9 protein-coding genes are annotated in these 13,872 nt (G+C 63.4%); 7 read left to right on the forward strand and 2 right to left on the reverse strand.

Annotated features, from left to right (window positions below):
- Positions 1-196: 196 nt before the first annotated feature.
- The 7 genes from EV679_RS07785 (at position 197) to trmD (ending at position 9,279) form a co-directional block, all read left to right on the forward strand.
- Positions 197-1,138 (forward strand): alpha/beta fold hydrolase, encoded by a 942-nt coding sequence (locus tag EV679_RS07785; protein WP_130486916.1) that lies wholly within the window; start codon positions 197-199, stop codon positions 1,136-1,138.
- Entirely contained in the window at positions 1,135-2,028 is an 894-nt protein-coding gene (locus EV679_RS07790; protein ID WP_238591315.1) for a PHP domain-containing protein, read from the forward strand. The genes EV679_RS07785 and EV679_RS07790 overlap by 4 nt, the downstream gene beginning before the upstream one ends.
- Before the next feature lie 90 nt (positions 2,029-2,118).
- The gene (greB, locus tag EV679_RS07795) at positions 2,119-2,670 is read left to right on the forward strand and encodes a transcription elongation factor GreB (RefSeq protein ID WP_068368478.1); all 552 of its coding nucleotides are present in this window, start codon (positions 2,119-2,121) and stop codon (positions 2,668-2,670) included.
- 378 nt (positions 2,671-3,048) lie between these two features.
- Positions 3,049-7,122 (forward strand): phosphoribosylformylglycinamidine synthase, encoded by a 4,074-nt coding sequence (gene purL / locus EV679_RS07800; protein ID WP_207224907.1) that lies wholly within the window; start codon positions 3,049-3,051, stop codon positions 7,120-7,122.
- 274 nt (positions 7,123-7,396) lie between these two features.
- Positions 7,397-7,657: a 30S ribosomal protein S16 gene (rpsP, locus tag EV679_RS07805; RefSeq protein ID WP_068368473.1), complete on the forward strand. Its 261-nt coding sequence runs from the start codon at positions 7,397-7,399 to the stop codon at positions 7,655-7,657.
- Between the two features lie 3 nt (positions 7,658-7,660).
- On the forward strand, positions 7,661-8,284 hold the full coding sequence (gene rimM, locus EV679_RS07810; RefSeq protein ID WP_068368470.1) for a ribosome maturation factor RimM: 624 nt from the start codon (positions 7,661-7,663) through the stop codon (positions 8,282-8,284).
- A gap of 233 nt (positions 8,285-8,517) precedes the next feature.
- A complete protein-coding gene (gene trmD, locus EV679_RS07815; RefSeq protein WP_127773689.1) occupies positions 8,518-9,279 on the forward strand; it encodes a tRNA (guanosine(37)-N1)-methyltransferase TrmD in 762 nt (253 codons plus the stop codon).
- Positions 9,280-9,395: 116 nt separating this feature from the next.
- Here trmD and EV679_RS07820 read toward each other — a convergent pair whose 3' ends face one another.
- Positions 9,396-10,658, reverse strand: a complete 1,263-nt coding sequence (locus tag EV679_RS07820; RefSeq protein WP_130486917.1) for an NAD(P)/FAD-dependent oxidoreductase — start codon at positions 10,656-10,658, stop codon at positions 9,396-9,398.
- A gap of 14 nt (positions 10,659-10,672) precedes the next feature.
- Positions 10,673-13,570: a valine--tRNA ligase gene (locus EV679_RS07825; protein ID WP_130486918.1), complete on the reverse strand. Its 2,898-nt coding sequence runs from the start codon at positions 13,568-13,570 to the stop codon at positions 10,673-10,675.
- Positions 13,571-13,872 lie beyond the last annotated feature (302 nt).

Here is a 13,872-nt window from a genome sequence, read left to right on the forward strand (position 1 = left end):
GAGTGCGCAGGGATGTAGGGTGGCCGTGGCCATTGTTCAGCAGGCAGCATCCATTAGGCAGCACTCGTTAGCCAGCACTCGTTAGCCAGCATTCGTTAGTTAGTATGTTTTAGTTAGTATTCTTTCCGACAGCAGCAGGCCATCATGGTTGACGGCCAGTCCGTATTTCCGTGCAAGCCACCAACAGGAGCCTTTCATGTCCAATCCTCGTCTGGAAAGTGTTGTCTGTGCCAGTCCGGCCGGTATGCACCGCATGGCCTATTGGGAATGGGGCGATCCCGCCAATACGGATGTCGTGCTGTGTGTGCATGGCCTGACCCGGACGGGCCGGGACTTCGATGCGCTGGCGCGGGCCTTGTCCAACGATTTTCGGGTGGTCTGCCCGGATATTGCTGGCCGTGGGGAATCTGACTGGCTGGCCAATCCGGTGTTCTATTCCGTACCGCAATACGTCGCCGATCTCACAACTCTGTTCGCACGTATCCGGCCCAGGCGGTTGGCCTGGGTGGGTACTTCTATGGGCGGGTTGATCGGCATGGCTTTTGCGGGCGCTCTGGCGGCAGCCCGACGTACGCCGGGCAAGGGTCCGGGGGCGGCGGCCAAGGCAGCGGCGCTGCCGGCGCTCTCGGGCATGGTTCTCAATGATGTCGGGCCGCATGTGGGGGTTGCAGGGCTGATGCGCATTGCTTCCTACGTGGGCAGACGTAATGTCTTTGCCAGTTTCGAAGATGCCGTGGCGGAAATGAAGGCGGTGGCTGCGCCGTATGGTCCGCATACCGATGCGCAATGGCGCGAACTCGCCCGCCATGCCTATATGCAGCACGAGGGAGCCTGGGTGCCGAACTATGATCCGGGCATTGCCATGGGGCTGGCGCCGCCGGACGGAATGAGTCAGGCGGCAGCCGAACAGATGCTGTGGCAATGCTACGAGACGCTGGACGGCCCGGTCCTGATCCTGCGGGGAGCGCAGTCCGATATCCTGGTGCCGGCAACGGTCGAGGGTATGCTGGCGGCGCGCCAGGATGCGCGCCTGGTCGAATTCGAAGGCGTTGGCCATGCGCCGTCCCTGTTGCAGGAGGATCAGATCGCAGCGGTGGCTGCGTTCCTGCGGCAGGCCGTTTTAAAATGGCCATCATGAATACTGACCGTACTGCCGGGATCACGCCTGAGGGCTACCAGTTGCCCGCGGGGCAAACGATCTGCTTCGATCTGCATTGCCACTCGCTGGCTTCAGATGGCGCGCTGGCGCCCGCTGCCGTCGCGCGGCGCGCGGCGGCCAATGGCGTGAAGGTCTGGTCGCTGACCGACCATGATGAACTGCGTGGCCTGGACGAGGCAGAAACCGAGGCAGTGGCCCTGGGCCTGTGCTTCGTCAACGGCGTGGAAATTTCCGTGACCTGGGCGGGGCATACCGTGCACATCGTGGGCCTGGCCTTCGACCGTCGCCATCCTGTGCTGGTGCAGGGGCTGGCAGACATCCGGCGCGACCGCAGCGAGCGCGCGGAGCGTATTGGCCGGCGGTTTGCCGAATTGGGCATAGAAGGCACCTACGAGGGAGCGCTGGCGCTGGCCGGCAATGAAAACCTCCTGAGCCGCACCCACTTCGCGCGTTATCTGCTGCAGGCAGGCCATGTGGAAAACGTGCAGCAGGCCTTCGACCTCTACCTCCAGGATGGCGGGCCGGCGCAAGTGCCCATGAAGTGGGCCACGCTTGAAGATGCAGTTTCCTGGATTCGCGCCGCTGGCGGGGTGGCGGTCATCGCTCACCCCGGACGCTATCGCTACACACCCGTGCAGTTCGATGGCCTGTTTTCGACCTTCCGTGATCTGGGCGGAACGGCCATCGAGGTCGTGACTGGCAGCCATCGCCCGGAACAATATGCCGAGTACGAATCCGTAGCGCGTTATTACGGGTTCAGGGCGTCCTGCGGTTCGGACTTCCATAGCACCACCGAAAGCCGGGCGGATCTGGGCAGCCTGCCGCCGCTGCCTGCCAGCCTCACGCCTGTGTGGCGGGACTGGTTCTGAGCCGGCAGCTTTCCATGAGGATGAGCGAGCCGCACCATCGGCCCGCCGGGTCCAGGGTGGGGCGTCGCAGCAACATAAAAGGTAGGGGAAATGAACAAGGCATTCGTCAAGGAAACCGACAGGGACGATGATGATGAGTTGCCCGAGGCCCAGGCGCTGCCTTCGGGCTCACGCAACTACATGACACCGCAGGGCTTTCAGGCCATGCGAGACGAACTGGCGCACCTGATGACGGTGGAGCGCCCGGAAGTCGTTTCGATTGTTTCCTGGGCGGCATCCAATGGCGACCGTTCCGAGAACGGCGACTACCTGTACGGCAAGAAGCGCCTGCGTGAAATCGACAGGCGCATGCGTTTCCTGACCAAGCGCCTGGAAATTGCAGAGGTTGTCGACCCTGCCTTGCAGCCCAATCGCGACCAGGTTTTCTTTGGGGCTACCGTCACCTATGAAAACCAGGACGGCGAGAGCCATACCGTCACGATCGTCGGCGTGGACGAGGCGGAACCGCTGGCGGGCAAGATCAGCTGGATTTCACCCGTGGCGCGTGCGCTGATCAAGGCGCGCGAAGGCGATACGGTGGTGCTGCGCACACCTGGCGGCATCCAGGAACTCGATATCGTCGAAGTGTCTTATCCGGACTGAGTCCAGGCCCTTGCGCAAGCCTGGGCCTGCAGGTGAAGGCTTGCGGACATTTTTCATGCTGCGCCGCAGGCGCTCCTCGCGGGCGTTCCTTGTTCCTGTATGGTGCTGCAGAACGTCAGTTCCCCAGCCCGATCCCCACAGTCCGTCTTTTCGGCCAGTCCGGCGTGCGGGCAGTGGAGGGCGGCCGGCGTGGTGTTTCTGCCCAGGTTCGGGCAACGGGTGATATCCGGGCAGGACACTGGGTTAAAATCGGGATCTTGATTCATCCTGCCCTGCGGCGCTGATGGGCGCCAAGCCCGAAGCTGGTGCAGGGCAGGCATCCTTGGCCTGCCTGATCCGGCCATTCCCTCCTTCTTTTGCCCGAGCGCGTATTTCCCCGTGTCCTCATCGCTTCTTATCATTCCCGGTTCCTCCGCCCTGTCCGCATTCCGCCGCGAGCGCCTGCTTGCCCAACTGCACAAGGCGGGATTGCCCGTGGCCGATGTCGCCGCGTATTACGAACACTTTGCCTGGGCGGAGACGCCCCTGGACGACGCCGGGCGCGAGCGCCTGGCGCTGGCGCTCAATGGCGGCAAGCCGGTGGGCGGTACCGAAGCCGGCAAGGATGCTCTGGTGCTGCGGGTGATTCCCCGCCTGGGCACGATTTCCCCGTGGGCCAGCAAAACGACCGATATCCTGCAGAATTGCAGCCTGGAGAACGTACGCCGGGTGGAGCGCGGTGTGCGTTATGTGCTGACGCTGCAACGCGGCTTGCTGGGCACGCGCAAACTCGACGCGCAGCAATTGGCGCAGGCCGCCGCCTGCCTGCACGACCGCATGACGGAAACCGTGGTGGATGCCGATTTCGATGGCAGCGCGTTGTTTGCCGAGCTGCAGGGCAAGCCGCTGGCGACCGTGCCCGTGCTGGAGCAGGGCAGGGTGGCGCTTGAACGCGCCAATACGGAACTGGGTCTGGCGCTGTCCGATGACGAGATCGACTATCTGCTGAAGTCCTTCGGCGATCTGGGCCGCAACCCCACCGATGTTGAGCTGATGATGTTCGCGCAGGCCAACAGTGAACATTGCCGCCACAAGATTTTCAATGCCAGCTGGGTCATTGACGGACAGCCGCAGGAACAGACACTGTTCGGCATGATTCGTGCCACCCATGCAGCGCAGCCGCTGGGCACCATCGTTGCCTATTCGGATAATGCCGCCATCATGGAAGGCGGCACGGCGCAGCGTTTCTATCCTGGCGCACAGGCAGAGCTGGGCGAGCGTACCTACGGCCGTCGCGAAGCCACGGTGCATACGCTCATGAAGGTGGAAACCCACAATCACCCGACGGCCATCGCGCCGTTCCCCGGCGCATCTACCGGTGCTGGCGGCGAAATCCGCGACGAAGGCGCGACCGGGCGCGGGTCCAAGCCCAAGGCCGGCCTGACGGGCTTTACGGTGTCGCACCTGCGTTTCGATGATGCGGTCCAGCCCTGGGAAAACGATCATCATGGCCTGCCCGACCGGATCGCATCGCCGCTGGATATCATGATCGAGGGCCCGCTTGGCGGCGCAGCCTTCAATAACGAATTCGGCCGGCCCAACTTGCTGGGCTATTTCCGCACTTACGAGCAGACCACTGAAGACGGTCGCTGGGGGTATCACAAGCCCATCATGATTGCGGGCGGCCTGGGCAGCATCGACGGCGATCAGACCCACAAGCTGGGCATTCCGCCGGGTTCGCTGCTGATCCAGCTGGGCGGTCCCGGCCTGCGCATCGGCATGGGCGGCGGGGCAGCGTCCAGCATGGGTGTCGGTGCCAACAGCGCCGAACTTGATTTCGACTCCGTGCAGCGCGGCAATCCGGAAATCGAACGCCGTGCGCAGGAAGTCATTGATGCCTGCTGGCGTCAGGGTACGGAAAATCCCATCCTGGCCATCCACGACGTGGGCGCAGGCGGTCTGTCCAATGCCTTCCCCGAACTGGTTAATGATGCCGGCCGTGGCGCCATTTTCGATTTGCGCCGGGTGCCGGTGGAAGAATCGGGCATGTCGCCGGCGGAAATCTGGAGCAATGAATCGCAGGAGCGCTACGTGCTGGCCATCCTGCCTGAGGACCTGGCGCGTTTCGATGCCCTGGCCCGGCGCGAGCGCTGCCCCTATGCCGTGGTCGGCATCACTACGGAGGAGCGCCGCCTGAAGGTGGTGGACGGCGCGCGTGGCACTGATGCCGAATTGTTTGCCGGGCTGCCGTCCCTGCCAGCGGATGTCATGGCTGCTCCGTCGGCCGAGCCGCATCCGGTCGATGTGCCCATGGATGTCATCCTGGGCAAGCCGCCGCGCATGCTGCGCGACGTCCAGCATCGTGCGCCCAAGGGCAGCCCGCTGGACCTGACGCTGATCTCGCTCGACGATGCGGCAGAACGCGTGCTGCGTCATCCTACCGTGGCGAACAAGAGTTTCCTCATCACCATTGGTGACCGTACTGTGGGCGGGCTGTCCAGCCGTGACCAGATGGTCGGTCCGTGGCAAGTGCCGGTGGCGGATTGTGCCGTGACGTTGGCCGATCATGACGGGTTCCGTGGCGAGGCGATGGCGATGGGCGAGCGTACCCCGCTGGCTGTGCTGGACGCCCCGGCCTCGGGCCGCATGGCAGTGGCTGAGGCGCTGACCAATCTGGTGGCAGCTGACGTCGGCCGTCTGGAAGATATCAAGCTATCCGCCAACTGGATGGCGGCCTGCGGTTCTGCCGGACAGGACGCTGCGCTGTTCGACACCGTCTCGGCCGTGAGTGAATTGTGTCAGCAGGTGGGTCTGTCGATCCCGGTGGGCAAGGATTCCCTGTCCATGAAGACCGGCTGGGAAGAAGCGGGCGAGCGGCGTGAAGTGGTGTCTCCGGTGTCGCTGATCGTCACGGCCTTTGCGCCGGTGGCAGACGTGCGCAACAGCCTGACGCCGCAACTGCGCACCGATCTGGGCAATACCGTATTGATCCTGGTGGACCTGGGGCAGGGCAAGCACCGCCTGGGGGCGTCTATCCTGGCGCAGGCCTTCAACCAATTGGGCGAAGCCGTGCCGGATATCGACGATGCGGAATCCCTGCGCGCATTCTTTGCCGCCATTCGTGCGCTGGCCGAAGCGGGCAGCATCCTGGCCTACCATGATCGCTCCGACGGCGGCCTGTACGCTACGGTTTGCGAAATGGCGTTTGCCGGCCATACCGGTGTGTCGGTCAACCTCGACATGCTGACCTTCGATGCCAACGTGGCCGACTGGGGCGACTACAAAATCCGGCCGGAACAGGTTTCCGTGCAGCGCGCTGAAGCGACGCTCAAGGCCTTGTTCGCCGAAGAGGCTGGCGCGGTGATCCAGGTGCGTGCCGAGGATCGCGACGCCGTGCTGCAGGTGTTCCGTGGCGCTGGCCTGTCCGCGCATACGCACGTCATCGGCGCGCCCAACCAGACAGATGAAATCGAGTTCTATCGCGACGGTCACCGCATCTGGAACCGTCCCCGTGCCGAGCTTGGCCGCATCTGGAGCGAAGTGTCCTGGCGCATTGCTTCGCGCCGCGATAATCCGGCATCGGCGCAGGCCGAATACGATACCTGGCTCGACCTTGCCGACCCTGGCATGACGCCGCGTGTGGCGTTCGATCCCCAGGAAGACGTGGCTGCGCCGTACATTGCAACGGGCGTGCGTCCGCGTGTGGCCATTCTGCGTGAGCAGGGTTGCAATAGTCATATCGAAATGGCCTGGGCTTTCGACAAGTCCGGTTTCGAGGCGGTCGACGTGCACATGACCGATCTGCTGTCCGGCCAGGCGTCGCTGGCGTCCATGCAGGGCCTGGTGGCCGTGGGCGGCTTCAGCTACGGCGACGTGCTGGGCGCGGGCGAAGGCTGGGCGCGCACGATCCAGCTCAATGACAAGCTGGCACAGCAGTTCGCGGCGTACTTTGCCCGTCCCGATACCTTCGGCCTGGGGGTGTGCAATGGTTGCCAGATGATGGCGGCGCTTGCTTCCATGATTCCCGGTGCGGAAAACTGGCCGCGTTTCACCCGCAACCAGTCCGAGAAATACGAAGCGCGTGTTTCCATGGTCGAAGTGCAGTCCTCTCCATCGTTGTTCTTCAGCGGCATGGAAGGGGCGCGCATACCGGTGGCCGTGGCGCATGGCGAGGGCTATGCCGATTTCTCGTTGCAGGGCAATCGCGACAAGGTATTGGCGGCAGCGCGCTTTGTCGATAACCGCGGCGAGGCTACCGAAGCCTATCCGTTCAATCCCAACGGCAGCCCGGATGGGCTGACGGCCGTGACCACCGCAGACGGCCGCTTTACGGTCATGATGCCGCACCCGGAGCGGGTGACCCGCAACGCCATGATGTCGTGGGCGCCGGCGCGCTGGGGTGCTGCCGACCAGGGTGGCGATTACTCCCCTTGGCTGCGCTTCTTCCGCAATGCGCGGGTGTGGCTGAAGTAAGGAAATCGGCTGGCCGGCTGCCGCGATGTGTCCGAGTGGCTGTTGCTGCGGCTGGCAGACTGATTGCCGCTCGGCAGAGGGGCGGTGCAGGGGTGGGTTGCAGGCTGTACCATACGCCGCGCAACGCCCAAGCCGGCTTTTTCCGGGGCGCCGGTTGCGATGCGGAAAAGATGGGCCGGGAGGCAGGTTGTCGGATGATTTGCCTGCTTCCGGGTCTTTCGTTTTTGCTTTATACTAAAGAGCTTTTCATAAACTTTTTCAAGGAACTGCCCTCATGGTGGTGATTCGTCTGGCCCGTGGTGGCTCCAAAAAACGTCCTTTCTACAACGTGGTTGCTGCTGATTCGCGCAACCGTCGTGACGGCCGCTTCGTTGAGCGCGTAGGCTTCTACAACCCCGTTGCCCGTGAAAACGAAGAAGGCCTGCGCCTGTCGCTGGAGCGCGTGCAATACTGGGTCAGCAACGGCGCCCAGCTGTCGCCCGTCGTCGCTCGCCTGGTCAAGGAATACTCGGCCAAGGTTTCGGCCGCAGCCTGATAGATGTCTGAAGCGCCGCGCAGCCAGGCTGGTGCCAGCGCGCCAGCCAATCTGATTGAGCTGGGCCGCATCGTTTCTGCCTATGGCCTGAGGGGCTGGATCAAGATCCAGCCCCATTCTGCACGTTCGGAAGCCTTGCTGTCGGCCAAGCGCTGGTGGCTGGTGCCGTCGTCGCGGGCGACCGGGCCCGTCCTGGCGGAAGCCAGGGCCTGGAAGGTCAAGCTGTCTCGTACCCAGGGCTCCACCATTGTGGGCGCGCTGGATGGCATCTCCGACCGCAATGATGCCGAGCCGCTCAAGGGCATGCTCGTCATGGTTGACCGCAGTGATTTCCCGGAAACTGATGATGGGGAATACTACTGGGTCGATCTGATGGATTGCCAGGTGTGGGGGTTGGACGACAGTGGTGCTCATGTCGTCATGGGCGTGGTGGCCGATGTCTCCGACAATGGTGCGCATGCCGTGTTGTCGGTGCGCCGTCAGCGTGAGCAGGATGGTGCCTGGGTGGATGTGCTGGATGAAAAAGATCGTCCCGTCACTGCACTTGTGCCCTTCGTCGACGCGCACCTGCAGGAAGTCGATCTCCCGGGCCGGCGCATCGTCACGAACTGGCCGTTGGATTTCTAGATGCTCGAAACGCCGGGTTGCCGCCAGGTGGCACGGAAGGTTTCTTCAGGTTGATATCTGCCGCAGTGAACACTCTGTGGTAATTTCCGAAAAGCTGGCTCAGGCCGGCTTTTTGCATTTATGCCGCTGCCTGCATGGGGTTCTGACCCTGCCGGTTTTTGCTGTTCATGCGGGTGTTGTGCGGTCTTGCCGTCTTTGTGTTTCGTCTCTCTTGAAGAAGGCTTGCGCCTGCCATGCGTTTTGACGCTATTACCCTGTTTCCCGAAATTTTTGCCGGCATCACCGCACATGGCGTGACCAGTCGTGCGCTGTCGCAGGGCTTGTGGTCATTCAAGGCCTGGAATCCCCGTGATTACACGCAGGACGTGCACCGTACCGTGGATGACCGTCCCTACGGAGGTGGCCCGGGCATGGTCATGCTGGCGGCTCCGCTCGAGGCGGCATTGCGCGACGCGCAGGCGGATCGCGAGCGCCTGGGGCAGCCCAGGGGGCAGGTGGTTCTGTTATCGCCAACAGGGCGGCGCTTCGACCAGGCAGCGGCCGCGCAATGGGTGGCCGGGCCTGGCAAGATACTGGTGTGCGGTCGCTACGAAGGCGTGGACCAGCGCTTTGTCGACCGTTGCGTGGATGAAGAGTGGTCCTTGGGCGATTTCGTCCTGTCTGGCGGGGAGCTGGCTGCCGTCCCCATGATGGACGCCTGCGTACGGTTGTTGCCCGGGGTGTTGAATGACGATCAGTCCGCTTTGCAGGATTCCTTTCATGTGAACCTGGACGGTCTGCTGGACAGCCCGCATTACACCCGACCTGAGGTCTATGACGGCGAGCCTGTTCCGGAGGCGCTGCTGTCCGGACATCACGCACGCATTGCGCGCTGGCGGCGTGATCAGTCTTTGCGCTTGACCTTGGCGCGGCGGCCGGAGCTGATCGAGGCGGCCCGGCGAGAGGGGCGGCTGGACAAGGCAGACGAGAAATTCCTGCTGGGCTTGCAGTCCTGAAAAACAGAAAGCCCGACATGGCCGCGATTTCGGCCATGTCGGGCTTTTGGCGGCCGTGCGCAGAAGGAAGCGCGAAGGCTGCTCGGGTGGTGCCTTTGTCTGTTGTCTGGTCTGTCTCAGGCGGCCGGTGCAGGGGCTGGGGTCGGCACAAAGGACTTCAAGGCAACACCGGCATCCGCCACGGCTTCAGGCGCAGGACTGATGCCCCATTCCAGCAACTTGCGGCTGGTGACGTGATCCAGCGGCGCATTGACCGATTCCACGCAAACCAGTTTGTCATCAACGTAGTGGAATAGCGAAAACGATTCCGGCTTGGCGCCCTGGCGGCGCACGATCAGTTGCCCGGCCGTGCCGGCGGCGGGCGGCAGGCCTGCCATCTGCAGACGCATGCTGCCTTGCTCCGACCAGAACCACGGTAGCGCCCGGTGTGGCGCGGGCGTGCCGGTCAGCGTGGCGCAGGCGGTCTTGGCCTGGTCGTTGGCGTTCTGGACCGACTCCAGGCGCAACTGGCGGCCGGTGTAGGCTTCGTCGAAGCGTGTGCAGTCGCCGATTGCAAGAATGTCGGCGTCGCTGGTGCGCATGTAGGCGTCAACGATGACACCGTCTTCGCAGGCCAGCCCCGCGGCTTCTGCCAGCGTGGTTTCCGGTACCGCGCCTATGCCCAGGACCAGCAGGTCCAGCGGCAGGCGTTCGCCGCCGGCAATGAGGGCGGTGACCTTGCCGTCCTGAGTCTCGAAGCCGCTGGCCGAAAGGCCGGTGCGCACATCCAGGCCGTTGTTGCGGTGGCTGTGCAGCACGTGTTCGGAAAGCTCGGGCGAAGCCGCGCGTCCCATCAGGCGCGGGGCGGCTTCGAGGACAATGACCTGCTTACCCTGGGCGTGCGCGGTAGCGGCAATTTCCAGGCCGATGAAGCCGCCGCCCAGAATCACCACCTGCTGTGCATCCGCCAGCAGGGCGCGCAGGCGTTCCGCGTCTGCGGCATGGCGCAGGCTGGTAACGTTGCTCAGCGTTGTGTCCAGCTCGGGCAGGGTGCGGGCGCGGGTGCCGGTTGCCAGCACCAGGCGGCTCCAGGGCAGTTCCCGTCCGCTCTGCAGGCGCACGTGCTTTTGTGTGCGGTCAATGGCGGCAACGCCATCGCCTGTGAGTACCTGGATGCCGGCCTGTTCATACCAGTCTGCCGGGCGGTGCGGCATGGGTTGCTCTTCGGCAGCCTTGAGAAAGGCCTTGGAAAGCGGCGGCCGATGGTAGGGCAGCAGGGGTTCTTCGCAGATCAGGGTGGTCTGGCTGGCGAGGCCGGCCTGGGACAGGCTGGCGCACAGTTGGGCGGCGGCATGGCCGCCGCCGACGATGATGATGGTTTCGTTTGCTGGGGTATTCATGCCGTTCGCGTCCTTCAGCTGCGCAGGCGGGCGTATTGGCCGCGCACTTTTTCGAGGGTTTCGCGGAATTGGGCGACACGCAGCTTTTCCTGGTCGACGACGGCAGCCGGCGCGCGAGCCACGAAATTCTCGTTGGACAGCTTGCTTTCGGCCTTCGTGATTTCGCCTTCCAGGCGCGCGATTTCCTTTTCCAGGCGCGCTTTTTCAGCGGCCACGTCGATTTCCACGTGCAGCATCAGGCGGGCGTCGCCCACCACCTGGACCGGGGCACCAAGGTCGGGCAGGGCAGAGACGATCTCCACGCCGCTCAGCTTGGCGAGCGAAGCCAGGTAGGGGCGCTGGATTTCCAGTGTGGCAGCATCGCCTTCCGCCAGCAGCGGCACACGCTGCGCGGGCGACAGGTTCATTTCGCCTCGCAGGGCGCGTACGGCTTCGATACGGGCCTTGAGCGCTTCGATGGCGGCTTCGGCCTCGGCGTCCTGCAGGCTGGCGTCGGCTAGCGGGTGAGCCTGGATGCTGATGCTGGTTTCCTGGCCTTCGGCGCGCACGCCGGCGGCGACGGAAACGCGTTGCCACAGCTCTTCGGTGATGAAGGGCATGATGGGGTGGGTGATGCGCAGCAGGCTGTCGAGCACATGCAGGAGGGTGTCGCGGGTGGCCTGGGCCTGCTCCGGCGTGCCTTGCTGGATCTGGACTTTCGAGAGCTCCAGATACCAGTCGCAGTACTCATTCCAGGCGAACTGGTAGATGGCGTTGGCAATATTGTCGAAGCGATAGCCGGCATAGCCTTTTTCGACTTCGGCGGCCAGGGTTTGCAGGCGGCTCAGGATCCAGCGGTCGGCAATGCTGAGTGCGGCGCGATTCGCGGGCGCCCCGGCCTGCGCGACCCGATGGCCTTCGGTCTGCATCAGTACGAAGCGCGTGGCGTTCCACAGCTTGTTGCAGAAGTTGCGGTAGCCTTCGCAGCGTTTCAGATCGAAGTTGATATTGCGGCCCAGCGTGGCATAGGCGGCCATGGTGAAGCGCAGCGCATCGGCACCGTAGGCGGGAATGCCGTCAGGGAACTGCTTGCGCGTTTTCTTTTCGATGTCGCCGGCCTGCTTGGGGTTCATCAGGCCGAAGGTGCGTTTCTTGACCAGGCCTTCAAGGTCGATGCCGTCGATCAGGTCGACCGGGTCCAGGGTGTTGCCTTTGGACTTGCTCATCTTCTGGCCGTCCGCGTCGCGGATCAGGCCGTGGACATAGACATCATTGAAAGGCACCTTGCCGGTCAGGTGGGTGCTCATGATGACCATGCGCGCCACCCAGAAGAAAATGATGTCGAAGCCGGTGACCAGCACGCTGGAGGGCAGGTAGCGCTGGATGTCTGGCGTGTCTTCGGGCCAGCCGAAGGCAGTGAAGGGCACCAGGGCGGAAGAGAACCAGGTGTCCAGAACGTCCTGGTCGCGCTTCAGCTCACCTTGCACGCCGGCGGCGCGAGCCTGGGCGTAGGCTTCCTCTTCGCTGTGCGCCACGAACAACTGGCCATCTTCGGCGTACCAGGCGGGAATCTGGTGGCCCCACCACAGTTGCCGGGAAATGCACCAGTCCTGGATGTTTTCCAGCCACTGGTAATAGGTGTTGGTCCAGTTGTCCTGGAAGAATTTGATATCGCCGTTGCGCACCACATCCAGTGCGACTTCGGTAATGCTCTTGCCTTCGTGGCTGGAGCCTGCGCCGGCAGGCTTGCTCATGGCGACAAACCACTGGTCGGTCAGCATGGGTTCCAGGACCACACCGGTACGGTCGCCCTTGGGCTGCATCATCTTGTGGCTGTCGATACGAACCAGCAGACCCTCGGTCTCCAGCGCCTTGACGATGGCATCGCGGGCGTCGTAGCGATCCATGCCGCGGAAAGCCGCAGGTGCGTTGTCGTTGATGCGGGCGTCGGGGGTGAGGATGGAAATCAGCGGCAGGCCGTGGCGTTGGGCGCAGGCGTAGTCGTTGAAGTCATGCGCGCCGGTGATCTTCACGCAGCCGGTGCCGAACTCGCGATCGACGAAATCGTCCGCGATGATGGGAATCTGGCGCCCGGTCAGCGGCAGGTTCAGCATTTTGCCGACCAGATGGCGGTAGCGCTCGTCTTCCGGGTGGACGGCCACCGCGTTGTCGCCCAGCATGGTTTCCGGGCGCGTCGTGGCGACGGTCAGGCCGGTCAGCGTCACGCTGTTGCCCTCTTTGTCGGTGATGGTTTGCGGGCCATCGGCAAAGGGGTAGAGGATGTGCCACAGGTGGCCATCGGTTTCCTCGGAAACCACTTCCAGGTCGGAGACTGCAGTCAGCAGCTTGGGATCCCAGTTCACCAGGCGTTTGCCGCGGTAGATCAGGCCTTCGCGATACAGGCGTACAAAGGTTTCCAGCACGCCCTTGGACATCTGCTCGTCCATGGTGAAATACTCGCGCTCCCAATCGGCCGAGGCACCCAGGCGGCGCACCTGATTGGTAATGGTCGTGCCGGACTGGTGCTTCCATTCCCACACTTTTTCCAGGAATTTTTCGCGGCCCAGGTCATGACGTGACACTTTCTGGGCGTCGAGCTGGCGTTCCACGACGATCTGCGTCGCAATGCCGGCGTGATCGGTGCCGGGGATGAAAGCGGTGTCATAGCCGCGCATGCGATGGTAGCGCACCAGGCCATCCATGATGGTCTGGTTGAAGGCGTGCCCCATGTGCAGCGTGCCCGTTACGTTGGGCGGCGGGAAGTGGATCACGTAAGGTTTGCCGGTCGCTTGCGGTCCGTGGACGTGCTGGCCGGAACGGAAGAGATCCAGGCGGCTCCAGGTGTCATACCAGCGGGCTTCGATGTCAGCGGGTTCGAAGCTCTTGGGCAGTTCGTTTTGGGAAGCAGTGTCGGGAGTGGAAGAATCGGTCATACCAGTTTCAGCGTTGCGCCTTGTCGTGCGGCGCGATAAGGAAGGTGTCTGTGCCGGCGCCGGATCGTTGCGGGCCGGCGTCGGCCAGAAAACAGTGTGTTCGTGCGGTGGCTCGGCATTCCGGGCGGCCCTGGACGATATCGTGTTAGATGATATCGGTTGGGGCGGCTGCCCGTCTTGGGGGCGGTGTCCGCCGACACCGTCAGGCCCAGGGGAACCCATTTATGCCCTTGCAATCTAACATTTTAAGGTGTATCCCGCCATGGCTGCATGTTAGAATGCCGGGTTGCTGTAAAAAGCCC

Source organism: Kerstersia gyiorum (assembly GCF_004216755.1).
In the GTDB taxonomy this organism is placed as follows: domain Bacteria; phylum Pseudomonadota; class Gammaproteobacteria; order Burkholderiales; family Burkholderiaceae_B; genus Kerstersia; species Kerstersia gyiorum.